Origin of the sequence: Paenibacillus sp. FSL R7-0026, assembly GCF_038004485.1 — a bacterium.
Classification (GTDB): domain Bacteria; phylum Bacillota; class Bacilli; order Paenibacillales; family Paenibacillaceae; genus Paenibacillus; species Paenibacillus xylanexedens_A.
Genome location: NZ_JBBORG010000001.1, coordinates 3,961,138 through 3,978,271 on the forward strand (window position 1 = coordinate 3,961,138; position 17,134 = coordinate 3,978,271).

Sequence of the window (17,134 nt, forward strand, 5' to 3'; positions counted from 1 at the left end):
CTTGGTTCCTGAATTTGAAAATGCAGCGGGCAGGCTTATGCCTGTCCTCTGCACTTCCTTGTCATTCTATATTTACTTTACAGTTAGATTACTGAGAATTCAATACGATTCGGTGTGTATCACGTGCAATTACCAATTCTTCGTTTGTTGGCACAACGAGAACTTCCACTTTGGAGTTCGCTGTTGTGATCCGGCGTGGTTCGCCAGAACGAATGGCATTCAGCGCTTCATCCAGTTCAACACCCAGATAAGTGAGCTGCTCACATACTTTTTGGCGAAGTACAACAGAGTTTTCACCTACACCAGCCGTAAAGACGATCACGTCTACACCGTTCATTGCAGCTGCATATGAGCCGATGTATTTACGCAGACGGTATTCGTACATTTCAAAAGCAAGCGTGGAGTTGGCATCGCCATTCTCCATACCTTCTGTAATCTCACGCATGTCACTGCTGATTCCGGAGATCGCAAGCAATCCACTGTGTTTGTTCAACATGGAGTTCACTTCGCTTACGCTCAGTTCTTCCTTGTTCATTACATAAGGTACGATGGCTGGGTCAAGGTCACCAGAACGCGTTCCCATCATCAGTCCTTCAAGCGGAGTCATACCCATCGAAGTATCCACGGATACGCCACCTTTAACTGCTGTTACACTACCACCGTTACCCACGTGACAAGTGATAATTTTCAGATCTTCCACTGGACGATCCAGATATTCAGCAGCTGCCTTGCTTACGAAATCATGGGAAGTACCATGTGCCCCATAGCGACGTACTTTATATTTTTTGTAAAGTACACGCGGAATAGCATACAGGTAAGCTTTTTCAGGCATCGTCTGATGGAACGCTGTATCAAAGACCATTACCTGAGGCACACCTGGCATATTTAATTCAGCCGCACGAATACCCATCATTGCAGCAGGGTTATGAAGTGGAGCCAAGTCGAACAAACGACGAATTTCAGCTTTGGCAGCATCATCTACCAATGCAGATTCTTTAAATGCTTCACCACCGTGAACAACACGGTGTCCAACAGCTTGAATTTCACTTACAGAATCCAGTACACCATTTTCTTTGTGAGTCAAAATATCAATGACTTTACGGATCGCTGTTGTATGCTCCAGAATCTCACTAACTTCTGTAACATCCTCACGGCCTGTCGGTTTGTGTGTCAGGATGGAGGAATCCATTCCGATCCGTTCTACCAAACCTTTAGCCAGTACAGATTCGTCAGTCATATTATACAGTTGATATTTGAGCGAGGAACTCCCCGCATTAATTACGAGTACTTTCACAGTCGGTCACCATCCTTGTCGTACTTGAAGAATCCTTCGCCTGTTTTGGCACCCAGGTGTCCTGCACGCACCATTTTCTTCAGGACTGTAGAAGGACGATATTTCAATTCTCCGAATTCACGGAACATTCTTTCGAGTGCAGCTTCAACAGAATCCAATCCGAAACGGTCAGCCATTTCGAGTGGTCCATGTTGGAAGTTGTATCCGATACGCATTGCATCATCGATATCTTCAGCAGATGCAACACCTTCTTGCAATACATGCAACGCTTCGTTAATCAGCAGGCAGATCAGACGGGAAGTTACGAATCCAGGGGATTCATAAATCATGACTCCTTTTTTGTCCGCTACTTCTTCAACAAAACGTCTGGTCTCTTCGAATGTTGTATCCGAAGTTTTCAGTCCTCGAATAATCTCTACAAGATCAACCCGGGATACCGGGTGAATAAAGTGCATACCAATAACACGCTCTGGGTATTTGGTCGAGCTTGCAAGCTCGGTCAAACTCAGCGTGGATGTATTACTTGCCAGAATGACATTGCTTGGACAAACTTGGTCTAGTTGGCTGAATACTGCTTTTTTCGCATCCAGATCCTCTGAAATTGTCTCAATGACCATGTCGCAAGTTCCAAGTTCAGCTAAATGAGCTACCTTGGTAATACGGGAAAGAATCAATTTCTTCTCCGCTTTTGTAATCGCCCATTTCTCCAGTTGTTTATCCAGATTGGTTTCGATCATGTCATATGCATGATCCAGCTTTTGTGTTGTATGCTCCACGAGAAGCACATCAAGTCCTTTGGCTGCGAGCATCTGGGAAATACCTTGCCCCATCGTACCGCCGCCGACAACTCCTATTTTTTTGAAAAACATGGTTCTGCTCCATCCTTTCGGTTCTCTATTTCTCTATTGTACCCTGTTCGCCGAAAATTACAAATTTCGACCCAACATATAATAATATCTTAGCACGAGTGAAATGTAAAAAAAAATAACCAGCATAAATAAATTATGCTGGTAGAAGGGCACTGTCACGAAATTGACAACGAAATTGCTCGCCAGACAAAACTTCTTCACGAATCAAGATGTCGAGTGAATTGTCGAAAATTGTCCGTTGTTCTTCGAGCAACTGCTTTGTCTGTTCCATAAGTTCTTGCAGAATTAATTTATTCTCTCGCATCAGTTCCTCGGTTGTGACCATATCCATGTTCACAATCCCAAGTGAAGTCAACCCCGAAGCCATCATCGTCTGTACAACATTGGTTGCCTGATCAAAGTCATTGCGTGAACCTGTGGAACGACCACCGTAGTACATTTCCTCCGCAGCTGCTCCTCCGAGTGCAATCATGATCTGCTCTTCCAGAAAGCGCTTCGTATAAAGGAACTGTTCTTGTTGCGGGTTATGACGTACATATCCCAGCGCCTGACCACGCGGACTAAGTGCCACCTGACTAACACTGCCTGGACGAACGAGTTCTGCCATGATGGCATGTCCCAATTCATGAATGGCAACCCTTTTCTTCTCTTCCACACTGGACTCACGGTCTGTCTTCTCACCCATCATGACTTTATCAATAGCCAGGGACAAATGCCGCTGTTCGATATTTAACAAGCCGTCTCTCATGGCGTATATTGCTGCTTCGTTCATCACACTTTCGAGCTGTGCACCGGAGAAACCATATGATTCTTCCGCTGTCTTCTCCAGATTAACTTCCTTCATCAGAGGTTTGTTCACCGCATGCAGTTCCAGAATATGCTTTCTGCCCTTTTTGTCAGGCAAGTCCACTTGAATGTGGCGGTCAAAACGTCCCGGGCGCGTCAGAGCGCTATCGAGCATCTCTTTGCGGTTTGTTGCAGCGATAACAAGGATTCTCGGCGTATCGGAAGAATAGATTCCATCCATTTCCGTCAGGAGCTGATTCAGGGTCTGATCATATTCACGCTGTTGACCACCTTCACGTTTCCCCCCGATGACATCGATTTCATCGATAAAGATAATAGCGTTTTCCTTATTTTCCTTGGTGGCACGGGTTCTCGCGTCCTTGAACAAATCCCGAATTCTGCTGGCACCCACACCAACATACATTTCCACGAACTCACTACCCGATGCTGCTACAAAAACAGAATCGGTGTAATGGGCAGCAGCCTTGGCCATCAACGTTTTCCCTGTCCCTGGAGGACCCGTCAGCAAGATCCCTTTTAACGGGCGAATCCCGAACTTCCGAATTTCTTCATGTTTGATGAGAAAGTCAAGTGCTTCACGCAATTCCTGCTTGGCACTGTCCTGTCCGCCAATTTCTTCAAAAGTAAGCTTGGAAGGTCCTTTTTTCTTCCGTTTACGTTCCTGTGCAGCGCCTACTGTAATCCCGCCACGCATTTGCATCATGAACAGCAAAGCTCCGACAAGCACCGCTGCAATTAGAATCGGAACAATATTAACACCAGTAAAAGCAAGGAAAATAATCAATACGGGAAAAAAACCGATGGCAACTTCTTTTGTCCACTTAGGCATTAGGCCACACTCCTATCTGACCGGGCACACGCGGCAGAATAATAAACTTGCTGGCATCTCCGTCTCTGAGACTGACATATACATTGTTGTCATCCATCGCTGTATTTACCTTTATTCCATTCGTCGCCATCTTTGACAACGTTGGTGTAATCTCGGTGTATTGCTTGTTCTCCATCGCCTGAGCTACGGTAAACATGGCATCACCCCACCAACTTTCCAGTGCTTCACTGGAATGATCCACAACGTCCAATTTTAATGATCGTGTTCCAATCAGGGTCTGTCCTTCTTTGTGAATATATTGTACCAGTCTGCCCAAATCAACATCAGGTTGCAGATCCAGTTTCAATTGTACGTCATTGCGGTTAATAGTTAATTGAACGTCATTGACTCCATCGTACTGGGTTACCATTTTTTCAATCGGATTCTGCACAGCCACCTGACGATATACAAACCAACCTCCAAACAACACAACGGCTGAAATGACGGCAGTTATAGCAATAGGCAATACTTTTAGCTTCAAGTGAATTACCCCTCCCAGATTTTGGCCCAACCTACTGGCTTATTGGTATATACGAATATGTGCACATTGACTCCTGCGATAATTTCGACAGGTTTATTTGTTTTTGAATGCAACTTTGAGTACATATCTGAGTATATCACATCGTATATACAATTTCGAAGGCGAAAATATGAATAAATTATTAATTTTAACTATTTAAATCAAATATGTTTACAGACAACACAAAGAACCGGTACAGTCGGATATCCGTCTGCCGGTTCTTTCATTTCTCTAATTCTCTAGTTATGTCACTCTATTTGTTCTAACTGTTCGGGAGTGTGTAGACCAGGTCCACCTGTTCTCCGTTGCTAAAACGATAAAAGCGATAATGGTTATGCGTACCGTCTTTATAATACACTTGCCACACATATATTCCATTCACAACTCCGGGCATGATTCGTTTAATCTCACCGGCAGGAACTTCGGAACTAAAGCGATTGCGTATCTGCGCTTCGGACATACCATTTTGCAGTAGCTCACTGTGTACAGCGTTTGCACCCTTAGCCGGTTGATTGTTTGCGTCGAACTTAACCCAGACCATAACATCCTGGTTATCCTTGTTTTTGCCGATCAGGGTCCAGTAGATGTTGTCAGAGCCTTCTTTGTCTCCCCAGATGTACTTGCGCAATTCATCATAGGATGTAATGCCCAGTTGCTCCTGTGCTGCTTGTATAGCGAGCGCTTCTTCCTTGCGCTGGTCCTGAGTGACATAGACGTAATAACGCTGAAGTCCAAACAGAATCAGAACCAGTGCAAGCAGCGAAATCCATATCCACTTCTTTTTTTTCTTCAAAAGCCGAACTTCCTTTCCCTATGATGCTGTCCTGCAATTAACGAGCAAGCAGACCATCAAATGCCAATTGAGACTCACGCAAAATGCGTTCTTCATCCAGCGTCAGACATTCGCCATGTTTCACCACTTGTTTTCCATCCACCCATACGTGCTCAACATCTTTGGCAGAAGCCGAGTAGATTGTATGTGAGATCAGGTCTGTATGTGGATAGAAATGTGCCTGTTCAATGTCCAAGGCGATAAAGTCAGCCTTCATGCCGACCTGGAGTGCTCCGGTATTGTTCAAGAAGATGGATTTGGCACCGTATGACGTTCCGAGTAGTAACGCTTCGCCTGCTGGCACTGCCGTCGGGTCACCGGATACACCTTTGTGGATCAATGCAGCCAGTCTCATTTCCTCGAACATATCCAGGTTGTTGTTGCTTGCCGGTCCGTCTGTTCCGAGTGACACAGTAACTCCTGCTTTCAGCAACGCAGGTACCCGCGCAACACCGGAAGCGAGTTTCAGGTTACTTCCCGGGTTATGGGACACAGCCACATCATGTCGGGCCAGAATCTCAATCTCTTCGTCATTCAGATGCACCGCATGTGCAACCAGGGATGGACGGGAGAAAAAGCCCAGTTTCTCCAGATGTGCCACAGGACGCAGTCCATAATCAGCCACGTTCTGCTCGACTTCACGAAGCGTTTCCGACATATGTGTATGAAGGGGAAGGTTTAGGTCGTTCGCGACCTGCACAAGCTTCTCTATGTAGTCAGGAGGGCATGTATATGGTGCATGTGGCGAGATTACGGTTGTAATGCGACCATCTGCCTGTCCATTCCACTCACGCGCAAACGCAGCCGACTCCTCCAGCTTCCGCAATTGTTCTTCTTCCGAGCACAGCCCGATTACACCACGTGCCAGTGCTGCTCTAACGCCGGATTGCTCCACAACTTTGGCAACTTGATCCATATGATCGTACATGTCCAGGAACGCTGTAGTTCCGCCTTTCAACATTTCAAGCACTGATAGCGAAGTTCCCCAATATACGTCTTCTGAAGTCATTTTCGCTTCCATCGGCCACATTTTTTCCTGCAACCATACTTGCAATGCAAGATCGTCTCCGTGCCCTCTGAGCAACGACATCGCTGCATGACCATGCGTATTGATCAGACCCGGCAGGAAGAACAGTCCTTTTCCATCCACTTTGGTACAATTTTTGTCTTCATCCGGCAATGTCTCACCAATATGCACAATCTTGTCATTCTCAACAACCATGTATCCTTGGACCACGTTCCATGTTGTGCCGCCTTCATTAACGGCAAATTTGCCGTTGTGAATTACCCATCTATTTGTTGTCATCTTCCTCGTCGTCCTTTCCAGTCTCCAAGTAATAGGCCAAACTTAGCAGATCCGTTGTAAAGTCAGCATGGTGAATGCGGATATGCGGCGGTGTTTTTAGAATTGTTGGTGCAAAATTAAGGATCGCTTCAATTCCCGATTCAATAAGCTGATCGGCTACATTTTGGGCTTCCGTATCCGGAACCGTGATAATACCGATGCGGATGTTATCCGTTTTAACCGCTTCCGTCAATTCATTCATTGGTTTTACCGTCAAACTGTTGATTTGACTACCAATCTTCGGTCCATATGCATCAAATACAGCAACAATCTTCATGTTGTCTTTCAGATATGCGTTGTAGTTGGACAAGGCCTGTCCGAGGTTACCCGCGCCTACCAGAGCTACATTAATTTGCTGATCAATTTTGAGAATGTGACGAATTTTCTCGATCAAATAGGATACATCATACCCGATCCCTTTACGACCAAAATCACCGAAGTAAGCCAGGTCTTTACGAATTTGGGCCGGATTCAGATCCAGCCTCTGTCCAAGCTCTTGAGAAGAAACAGTAGCCACCTCACGCTGATGCAACTCGCTCAAATAACGCAAGTAAACAGGCAGACGTCGTACCACCGCTTCCGAAATTTTATCCGATTTCATTCTTGCTCCCCCTTACCAAGGCCACGATAAAATAATAGATGAAAAGATGAGCATTCTGTATAAACTCAAAGATAAACGTGACATTTTATACAGAATGCTCCTTGTAATTTAGGTTATAAGTTCTTACGTGCAACTGCTTTAATCGGATACGGAAATATCTAATAAAGTTTAACGCCAAACGATAGTGTCATGCAATGATATAACGAACAAAACAACCATTATTTTTGTTCATTAGCAGGTTTTTCCAACCACTCGGTAATTCGTGGAACCATCTGCTCCGTGAGCATATGCTCCATTTTGGGACCTGGTAATGAATATAAAAAGAATTTACCATAGTACGCTTCAATCACCCGTGTATCATAAACAATGACAATTCCTCTATCCTTCGCTGTACGCACCAATCGGCCAAATCCCTGCTTGAAACGAATGACCGCTTGTGGCACGGACAGTTTCATGAACGGATTTTTCTTCTGTTCCTGAAGCAACTCACTCTTGGCTTCCACCAACGGATGATTCGGTGGCTGGAAAGGCAGTCGCACAATAGCGAGACAGGTTAGCGCCTCTCCCGGGATATCTACACCCTCCCAGAAGCTACTTGTACCCAGAAGTACCGTAGCTTTGGCATCTTGGAACCTGCGAGTCAATTTGGAACGACTTCCACTGTCAACGCCTTGCCCAAGCAATGAGATGTCGTTGCCAGACAGAGCTTCTTTCAGCGGATCATAGACCTGTCGCAACATCTTGTATGAAGTAAACAGAACCATCATGCGTCCACGCGTAGCAATTGCCGTCTCTGCGAGTGATTGCACCAGCATATTGACAAAGTGCGCATCACCCACACTTCCCTTCACACTTGGGAAATCACGCGGAATCACCAGAAGTGCCTGATCGCGATAATTGAAAGGTGATGGCAACATCGACGTTAATAGCCGATTGTTCTCGGCGGCTTCCTGTAAGCCGAGCTGTTCAATCATGAACTGGAATGACTTATCCACGGAGAGCGTAGCGGATGTAAGAACAACACTTTTCTTTTTGTCAAAAAACAAATCCTTAAGTTGTGCACTCACATCTACAGGTACGGCATACAGCTGGAGAGATTTGCTGCGGAACTGGCCGCTGGCTTCCATCCAGTACACCGTTTTGGCGTCATCCATACGCATGAAGAAACGTAGATTTTCCTTCAATGTGGTCAGATCTTTCAGTAATCCTGTAATGTCCGTGATCAGACTATCCGATTGATAATCATCCTGATCTTCTTTCACCTCAAGCAGCAATTTGTCCCCTTTGCGAACCAAATCGCCCAGAGTCACATAGATCTGGTTCTCCAGATCCTGCAACTCCTGCCATTTTGCAGGTTTCTGAGATGCTTTCAGACGCAGTGAAAATTGCCCCGTCTCTCCCGGTGAAGCATCACTTCGTTCAGGCAACAGACCAAACAAGGCATCGCTCATACGATCCCACAGCTCCTTAACTTCAAGAGCGAGCGGGAACATCTGATCCACCATGGAGCCCCATTGCACCGAATTTTCATGCCCGGATAACTGCGACCGAAGCATAGGCAGCTGTCCATTACGACTGTCTTTAAACAGGCGGGTCAGTGTATGAACCAAAGTGAAATATTTCATATGCATTCCAAGATGTTTACCAGCGACATCCTCCAGATGATGTGCCTCATCGATCACAAGACTCTCATAGGCTGGCAGCAGCTGATGCGCGGCTTTCACATCCGTAAATAATTTGGAGTGATTGGTGATTACGATATCAGACAACCCAGCCTCATGTTTGGCACGATGGTAGAAACATTTGCGGAACCATGGACAGGATCTTCCCAGACATGATTCGGATTCGCTCTGTACCGTCTCCCAGAAGTCCCCTCCGCGTCCGCTAAGGTTAAGTTCCTCATCATCTCCGGTTTCGGTCTGCGTAAGCCAGACGATCATCTGAGCGGCTGTGAAGTAATCCTCTTTGGGTGTAGCGAACTCACGTTTATTGATTTTGTGTTCAAATTTGCGTAGGCACAGGTAATGTCCACGTCCTTTGAATACAGCAGCCTTAAACGGGAACGGAACCACTTGAGTCAGCATCGGAATGTCCCGCTCTCTCAATTGCTCCTGCAGATTGATCGTATGCGTGCTGACCATAACTTTCTGTTCTTGCTTCACACTTTCGTAAATAGCAGGCAACAGATACCCTAGAGATTTACCGGTACCTGTTCCTGCTTCGATTAAGAGATGTTTCTCTTCATCCAGGGCTTGCCTTACACTGCTGAACATCTGAGTCTGCGCTTCACGCTCTTCGTAATGATCCAGCGTATCCTTCAGGTTCTCCCGAACCTGGTCCATAAACTGTTCGAAGCTTACACCATCGAGGGGGTTAGCCTCCCGCTCATCGCGTGGTGCGCCAATATCGGTCCAATCACTTACATTAAGAGCAAGCTGACGATAATAGGTATGTCCGTCCAGATCCTGAATCGGCTCTGCTTCCTTCTCACTGCGCATTCCGTCCAAAAACCAACCCAAGTCACTGTCTTCAGGTGCAAACAGGTCACTGAGGCGCTGAATCGTTATGAGCGGTAATTCCTTTAACTCATCCAGACACTTGAGCAGCACATAGGCTGTCGCCAGTGCATCACTGTCTGCCTGGTGAGGGCGATCATGTTGAAATCCAAATTCGGAAGACACATAACCGAGTTGATAAGAACCTAGTGATGGGAATGTAATCTTCAGAAAATCAATCGTGTCCAGAATGCGGCCAGTGAACGGCAAATAACCGCAACGGTCGAGAGCATTCTGCAAAAAGTGAAAATCAAAAGCGACGTTGTGTCCAACAAGCACCACATCATTAAGCAGCGGAACCATCTCCATCATCATCTCTTCGAGTGAAGGAGCGTCCGCCACATCTTCATCGGTAATACCCGTCAACCCCGAAATAAACGGGGGAATCGGTACACCAGGGTTCACATAAGAACTATATATTTGAGTTATGCTGTAGTCATGATCTATGATGGCAAGTCCGGCCTGTATAATCTCACCGTCGGACTGCGTGCCGGTTGTTTCGAAATCCAATACGGCAAATTTCATTGCAATGTACGGTCCCTTCCATTCCAGTCTATGTTACAGCATAGCAAAAAAAAGGGGATTTGAAAATTAACTGACAAAAAAGCGGTGTCCCCGCCGCTATGCCAAAGGAGGGAACACCGTTTTTTTGTCGCCGAATTCCCGCTTAATGAAGGGTCGTCAGCTGATTAGCATATTGCAATTTTCCCCTGTTCAACCTGCAAGCTTCCATGTTGTACAGTGGTTCGGTCAATGTCGGGTCATACTGAAGGGCCTGTGCAAAGAGTGAACATGCAGCTTCGGGATTCGCAAGCTTGGCTTGAATACAGCCCAGGGCGTTACATACAAGCCCTTTCAAGCGAGGTGAACCTTTAAGGTACATGATCTGCTGCAAATGTGTCCCGGCTTCCGCCATTTGTTCCAGATTCAGATACGCGAGCGCCAGGTAAAAACGAGTTAATGCACTCTCCGGATGGTCGGTCACAACCCGGGAGAACTGCATGATCGCCTGCGGATACATCTGTAATTTGAAATAACCCTGACCTCGACTGAAACATTCCAGATGGAGTTCAGGCAGAGCGGTAACAGCTTCCTGTTCCGGTTCAAGGGAAGCAGGCTTATCCATCTCCCGCTCCCTCACCTGGCTCATCTTTTCTTCAAACATCAGCCATTCATCCAGCATTCCGTCACTCATCCGCTTAAGCAAGTTCCACTTTTGCAGCAATTCCTGTTTGTTCAGGCCTTCAGCGGAAGGATAGCTCTTGATAATTTCATCTAACATGTCGTTCATTTCTGCGAAAACATGCTGGAACATCGATGCATCCCCACCCTTGAAAAAATGGATTAGTGCAGTGACCTGTACTCATTTTTTGCTTCAAGGGCCGATTTCATTCTCCTTACCAGTCGATTACATAATTGTTGCGTGGACTTCCTGTTTCATCGTTTGTACAGGTTTATTCTGTCCATCTACAAATACAACGGTTGGTTTGTGAGTATTTGCCTCTTCTTGCGACATCATGGCGTAAGAAATGATAATGACGTTATCTCCAGGCTGCACCAGACGTGCAGCTGCGCCGTTAAGACATATGACCCCGCTTCCGCGCGGTCCTGGAATCACATAAGTTTCCAGACGTGCACCATTGTTGTTGTTCACAATTTGCACTTTTTCGTTTTCCATCATGTCGGATGTTTCCATCAAATCTTCATCTATGGTAATGCTACCCACATAGTTCAAATTGGCTTCCGTTACCGTAGCCCGGTGAATTTTGGATTTCATCAGTGTTCTAAACATGGGACAGTACCTCCGATTTTTGCAACCTTATATTGTCAATCAATCTTGTTTTTCCGAATTTCACCGCAAGTGCGATGAGCAGATCATCACGTCCTTGAACTTCTTCCTGATCTGCGAGCGGCTCCAGACTTGGAAAAGCCTGAATCTCGGCGTAGTCGATAACGGCAAGCGATGAGGTTGCAATGTGCTCGCGCAGAATACGACGGATATCTGCGGCTGTAGTAGCTACACCTGTATCTGCGGCTTCCTGAGCTGCACGCAGTGCCTTCGACAGAACCAAGGACTGTGTACGCTGTTCTGCGCTAAGATAGACATTACGTGAACTGAGAGCAAGACCATCCTCTTCGCGAACAATCGGACAGGGTACAATTTCTACAGGCATATTCAATTCATTCACCATCTGTTGAATGACCGCTACCTGCTGAGCGTCTTTCATTCCAAAAAATGCACGCTGTGGCTGTACGATGTTGAAGAGTTTGGAGACTACGGTTGTTACCCCGTCAAAATGTCCTGGACGTGAAGCGCCACATAAGCGCTCCGTCAGTTTTGAGACAGATACCGTCGTTTGTGTTGCCTGTGGATACATCTCTTCAACAGAGGGAATAAATACGATATCCACTCCTTGTGAGCGTGCTGTTTCCACATCTCTGGCTTCATCCCGCGGATAGCTGTCAAAATCTTCATTAGGGCCAAATTGAATCGGATTAACAAATATGCTTAATACCACGATATCGCTCTGTTGTCTGGCTGCCTGCATCAAACTTGCATGACCTTGATGAAGATAACCCATTGTTGGTACCAGACCTACAACGGATGCAGTGGACCGAATCGCTTGACGCTTCAAGCTTAGTTCCTGTCTTAACTCTGCGATTGTCCGTAATACTTTCATGAGTTACTCCCCACCTTTTCCTTGCGTTGTCCGCCGTACAGTTGATCCAGAACACCATCCGCAGCATTGAATACATGCTCTTCGGCCGGGAACGAACGATCTTTCACTTCTTTCACGTAAGCTTCGATGCTGGTTCTGATTAATGTACCCACATCTCCATAGGTTTTGACAAATCGTTTGGGCGTATACGGAGAAGCGTATTGAACCACATCGTGGAATACCAGTACCTGACCATCACAGCCTCGTCCTGCTCCAATTCCGATGGTAGGGATGGACAGTTCCTCCGAGATCGCTCGTGCAACTTCTTCCGTAACCAGTTCAAGCACAATGCCAAACGCGCCTGCAGCTTCCAGGGCTTTGGCTTCGTCCATCAGACGTTTCGCGTCCGCTGCATCCTTGCCCTGAATGCGGTAACCACCAATCTGATTAACCGATTGAGGTGTCAGTCCGATATGTCCAAGAACAGGCACGCCTGCTTGCACGACTGCTCTAACGGTGTCTGCTATCTCGACTCCGCCTTCCATTTTAACGGCATGGGCATGCCCCTCTTGCATCAGTCGACGTACACCCTTAAGCGTCTCATCCACGCTGCCATGATAGGTCATAAAAGGCATATCAGCCACAATAAATGTCTTCTCAGCTCCGCGCACTACGGAACGTGTGTGGTACACCATATCGTCGATGGTCACCGGAAGCGTCGAGTTATAACCCAGTACTACATTGCCGAGTGAATCACCAACCAAGATCAGATCAATACCTGCTTCCTCTGCGAGAAGCGCTGTTGGATAATCGTAAGCCGTGATCATACTAAGCGGCACGCCATCCTGCTTATATTTTTTCATTTTCACAATATTCAACGCTTGTTTGTTCGCCATTTTTTTCATGGCTCCTTTCTTCTTTTCAAATAAACGCAACAAAAAAACCTTTTAGTTTTCCACTAAAAAGTCCCGAAAAGTCAAAAAAGAGTCACTTGCGATCGTCCCTTCTGTCTCGGTCCTCTTCGGCTCAGAGCAGAATCCAACAACTCACTTAAACGTATTTCATTCTTGCACTGCGGTCTGCTTATATAAAACACATCAAAGCAGAACAAAGGTTACTGTTACGGGAGTGCAATTCGGTCTGCATTAGCCGATATCGCCTCACGAACACAGTATACCAAAGTTCTGCTCAAACTTCACGTCTTATGTTCATTTTACCAGTGAAAATCCGACAAATTGTTTATGATTTCCAGGAAATCTCACCAGAGATGATTAGTGTATGTTCTCCATCGTGCTTCTCCACGATAAGTGCTCCAGATGGGTCAAGACCGATGGCCTTCCCTTCAATGACACCATGAGGATTCGTCACTGTAATCTCTCGATTCATCGATACGGACAGGGCCTCCCATAGAGCTGAGATCACGCCAAATCCTTCTTTTTGATACAAAAAATACAATTGTTCAAGCTCCGTCAAAATGGCAGCCGTTAGTTTAGTACGATCAACGGATTGCCCCGTCTCCATCTTGAGTGAAGTAGCTATAGTTGTAAGATCTTCCGGATAATCCTCGGGATCAAAGTTCACGTCAACCCCTATACCTGCAATACAGTATCTGACTTCATGATCTTCTACCGTAGATTCAAGCAATATGCCACATACCTTGCGTCCGTCAATCAACACATCATTTGGCCATTTGATGCCTGCATCAGCTCCTGAACAAGCTCGAACGGCACGACATACAGCCACTCCTGTTAATAAAGTTAGCTGCGGCGTATGCTGAAGTGGTAGATCAGGGCGTAACAGTACACTCATCCAGATTCCTTTACCTGGAGGAGAGAACCACTGTCGACCGAAACGTCCTCTTCCTCCTGTTTGTTCTTCCGCAATGACCACAGCACCTTCCGCCTGCCCTTGCTCAGCTAGCTTGAGAACATCCCCTTGCGTAGACAGGGTCGAAGCCAACAAAACAGCCTTACGGCCAAATACGGTTGTATCCAGAGCCAATTGGAGGCCAGTAGCGTCAATGCTATCCGGCTTCGTTACTAGACGGTATCCTTTGCGGGATACCGCTTCAAACTCATAACCCATGTCTCGCAACTTGTTCACATGTTTCCACACAGCGGTCCGACTGATGGACAGATTACGGCTGATCTCTTCACCCGATACGAATCGTCCTTCTGCATTTAATAACATATGTAACAGATCTTCATGTTTGGTCATCTTGAACCACCCGCTTCACTTCTGCACTTAGTGCTTCATGCTGATTCGCTATCGTTCCAATCGCCGTTTCTCGTAACAAATGTTTCATTAGTTTCCCCAGCCAAGGCCCGCCTTTGCGCTGCACCATTTGTAACACTTGTTCCCCTGTAATATCCAACTCTTTCAAGTCATGCACAGGGATCGATTGACTCCATTCGGCTGCAAGCTCTTGAACCAAAACAACTTGCATTTCTGCCTGTTCGGATTGATTCCGCCATCCTGCTGGCAGTGTAGACTGTATTCGAAGCCAATCATCCGCCGCCTGAACGCCGCAAGCCAGAACAGTAACGATCCAATCAGAACGGAGACTGACCGTATCCTTCTGCTCTTGAACGGAAGTATGAATCAAATGTTCCACCTGAAGGACCCCTGTTATACGAGAACGATGTTCATTGGAAAATGTCCACTGACGTAATAATACATCTGCTTCATCCTTGCTATATCCGCCAGCAATCAGGATGAGTGACCAGCGGAGCAACACATGCTCACCTGACAATTGTTCCAGATTAGATAACAACGTCTTGTTAAAACGCGCCGAGCTAACCGCCGCTTTGATGTGCGCAAGGGCATCACTTCTGTATAACAGCTCCAACCCTCTTAAAGGATGCGGTCCCGACATCATTTTTACCATCTCGGTACGTACCCGTTCCATTGCTATATGTTGAAGCAGGTCTTTCTGCTTTACAAGACCTTTCCACGTGTTATAGGCAATTTTAAAATCAAATACGGAAGCAAACCGGACACAGCGGAGCATCCGCAGTGCATCTTCTCCAAATCGTTCCATCGCAGAACCCACACATCTGACTCGCTCTTCTTTGATATCTGCCTGTCCACCGAATGGGTCAACGATTGTCCCAGTGACGTCCATGGCAAGAGCGTTCATCGTGAAGTCACGCCGCTGTAAGTCTTCCTTGATATCCTGAACAAATTGAACCGCAGCAGGTCTGCGATTATCCTGATATTCGGATTCTGTTCGAAATGTGGTCACTTCAAAGTAATAACCGCCTGAACGAACGGTAACCGTACCGTGTTGTAAACCTGTAGGAATACAATCGTCAAACAGTTCCATGACTTGCTCAGGAGAAGCAGATGTCGTGATATCCATATCGTCCACAACACGTTCCAGCAATTCGTCACGAACGCAACCACCTACCCAATATGCCTTGTAGCCATGTTTGTTTAATGTTGTGAGTACATTCTCACTTTGCATTGCCATTTCACGATCTACCTGTGTCCATTGAACCACCACATATCACCTCTTCTCTTGCCTGTTGTGGTATGCACAGTATGATTTCGTCAAAGAAATGATTAACCGCAAACCGGCTTCAGATTCGGAACTTCCCTTCCTAACACCCGGTAATATATCTGTTCATATTCATGCCGAATAGCATCATTGCAAAAGTCGTGATGCGCGCGCTGAAGACATGCTTCCCTGAACTCAGCAGCCAAACGATCGTCCGTCAATAAACGGATGGTGTTCTCGGCCATGGATTGTGTATCCCCGATCGCGGATAAATACCCCGTCTTACCATGCAAGACCAGTTCCGGAATTCCTCCGGCCTGTGAACCGATCGTGGGTACGCCACAAGCCATTGCTTCGAGCGCCACAAGTCCGAAACTTTCCTTCTCCGATGGAAGCATCAACACGTCAGCCATGGAAATGACCTGAGCAATGTCATCCTGTTTGCCAAGGAAATGAACTTTATCATTCAACCCGAGATCATTAATTTTCCATTGCATCTTCGGCAAATCAGGTCCTTCACCAACAAATAACAGTTTGGCAGGAACCTGCTCCTGTACCTGACGGAAGACCTCTACCACATCCTGAGTTCTCTTCACTGGTCGGAAATTGGAGATGTGCATTAATATTTTTTCGTCGGGCGCAGCAAAGTCTCTTCGCAGACTGGCAGCATCACGCGGATAATATATTCGTTTGTCAATAAAATTATAGGTCAGATCGATTGGACGCTGAATATCCAGCAATTCGACCGTTTCTCGAATCAAATCTTGTGATACGGCAGTAACCGCGTCACTTTCATTAATGGCTAGACGGATCAGATCCTTCAGAGATTCATCCTGAGCCAGAACCGTAATATCTGTTCCGTGTAACGTGGTAACCACTTTAAGGCCGTCCCCTACCATTTGTTTCGCAAGAAAGGCACATACTGCGTGTGGAACGGCGTAATGAACATGCAGCAGATCCAGCTGCTGTGACTTAGCCACCTGAGCCATCTTTGTTGCCAGTGACAGGTCATACGGAGGGTAACGGAAAACATAATAATCATTTACTTCAACTTCGTGGTAAAAAATATTTTTCTGGAACGTACCCAGTCTGAACGGGATACTGTTGGCAATAAAATGAACCTGATGCCCCTGTTCGGCAAGTAATTTGCCCAGTTCCGTTGCGACAACGCCAGACCCGCCGAGGGACGGATAACAGGTGATGCCGATTTTTAGCTTTTTATCCATCCTGTGGACGCTCCTTTGATCTCCCGCTTCATGCAGGTTGATATAATGCAATGGAATA

At 46.4% G+C, this 17,134-nt stretch carries 15 protein-coding genes; all 15 read right to left on the minus strand.

The genetic code is table 11. From position 1 onward, the window contains the following. Positions 1-88: 88 nt before the first annotated feature. Positions 89-1,294 carry an acetate/propionate family kinase gene (locus MKY44_RS17385; RefSeq protein WP_036671987.1) on the minus strand — a complete coding sequence of 402 codons (1,206 nt, stop codon included), beginning with the start codon at positions 1,292-1,294 and terminating at the stop codon, positions 89-91. Continuing rightward, entirely contained in the window at positions 1,291-2,163 is an 873-nt protein-coding gene (locus tag MKY44_RS17390; RefSeq protein ID WP_017687750.1) for a 3-hydroxyacyl-CoA dehydrogenase family protein, read from the minus strand. Before MKY44_RS17390 ends, MKY44_RS17385 begins: the two co-directional genes overlap by 4 nt. A 133-nt stretch (positions 2,164-2,296) precedes the next feature. Next, the gene (locus MKY44_RS17395) at positions 2,297-3,799 is read right to left on the minus strand and encodes an AAA family ATPase (RefSeq protein WP_341008021.1); all 1,503 of its coding nucleotides are present in this window, start codon (positions 3,797-3,799) and stop codon (positions 2,297-2,299) included. Next, positions 3,792-4,319 carry a hypothetical protein gene (locus MKY44_RS17400; protein WP_036671991.1) on the minus strand — a complete coding sequence of 176 codons (528 nt, stop codon included), beginning with the start codon at positions 4,317-4,319 and terminating at the stop codon, positions 3,792-3,794. The genes MKY44_RS17395 and MKY44_RS17400 overlap by 8 nt, the downstream gene beginning before the upstream one ends. A gap of 301 nt (positions 4,320-4,620) precedes the next feature. Then, the gene (locus MKY44_RS17405; RefSeq protein ID WP_341008022.1) at positions 4,621-5,151 is read right to left on the minus strand and encodes a DUF5590 domain-containing protein; all 531 of its coding nucleotides are present in this window, start codon (positions 5,149-5,151) and stop codon (positions 4,621-4,623) included. Positions 5,152-5,188: 37 nt separating this feature from the next. After that, on the minus strand, positions 5,189-6,496 hold the full coding sequence (locus MKY44_RS17410; RefSeq protein WP_100527244.1) for an amidohydrolase: 1,308 nt from the start codon (positions 6,494-6,496) through the stop codon (positions 5,189-5,191). Continuing rightward, positions 6,483-7,136, minus strand: coding sequence for a redox-sensing transcriptional repressor Rex (locus MKY44_RS17415; protein WP_062835163.1), 654 nt, complete (start codon positions 7,134-7,136; stop codon positions 6,483-6,485). The genes MKY44_RS17410 and MKY44_RS17415 overlap by 14 nt, the downstream gene beginning before the upstream one ends. A 218-nt stretch (positions 7,137-7,354) precedes the next feature. After that, entirely contained in the window at positions 7,355-10,216 is a 2,862-nt protein-coding gene (dinG, locus tag MKY44_RS17420) for an ATP-dependent DNA helicase DinG (RefSeq protein WP_282320926.1), read from the minus strand. 142 nt (positions 10,217-10,358) lie between these two features. After that, positions 10,359-11,006, minus strand: a complete 648-nt coding sequence (locus MKY44_RS17425; RefSeq protein ID WP_036607621.1) for a tetratricopeptide repeat protein — start codon at positions 11,004-11,006, stop codon at positions 10,359-10,361. Positions 11,007-11,099: 93 nt separating this feature from the next. Then, the gene (gene panD / locus MKY44_RS17430; protein WP_341008023.1) at positions 11,100-11,483 is read right to left on the minus strand and encodes an aspartate 1-decarboxylase; all 384 of its coding nucleotides are present in this window, start codon (positions 11,481-11,483) and stop codon (positions 11,100-11,102) included. After that, complete coding sequence (gene panC, locus MKY44_RS17435; RefSeq protein ID WP_341008024.1) at positions 11,476-12,372, minus strand: pantoate--beta-alanine ligase; 897 nt, start codon at positions 12,370-12,372, stop codon at positions 11,476-11,478. The genes panD and panC overlap by 8 nt, the downstream gene beginning before the upstream one ends. After that, entirely contained in the window at positions 12,369-13,247 is an 879-nt protein-coding gene (gene panB, locus MKY44_RS17440) for a 3-methyl-2-oxobutanoate hydroxymethyltransferase (protein ID WP_036607625.1), read from the minus strand. The genes panC and panB overlap by 4 nt, the downstream gene beginning before the upstream one ends. 343 nt (positions 13,248-13,590) lie before the next feature. Next, a complete protein-coding gene (locus MKY44_RS17445) occupies positions 13,591-14,568 on the minus strand; it encodes a biotin--[acetyl-CoA-carboxylase] ligase (protein ID WP_036672005.1) in 978 nt (325 codons plus the stop codon). Beyond that, complete coding sequence (locus tag MKY44_RS17450) at positions 14,555-15,853, minus strand: CCA tRNA nucleotidyltransferase (RefSeq protein ID WP_341008025.1); 1,299 nt, start codon at positions 15,851-15,853, stop codon at positions 14,555-14,557. Before MKY44_RS17450 ends, MKY44_RS17445 begins: the two co-directional genes overlap by 14 nt. 62 nt (positions 15,854-15,915) lie before the next feature. Further along, complete coding sequence (gene bshA / locus MKY44_RS17455; RefSeq protein ID WP_076209934.1) at positions 15,916-17,076, minus strand: N-acetyl-alpha-D-glucosaminyl L-malate synthase BshA; 1,161 nt, start codon at positions 17,074-17,076, stop codon at positions 15,916-15,918. Between the last annotated feature and the right edge of the window lie 58 nt (positions 17,077-17,134).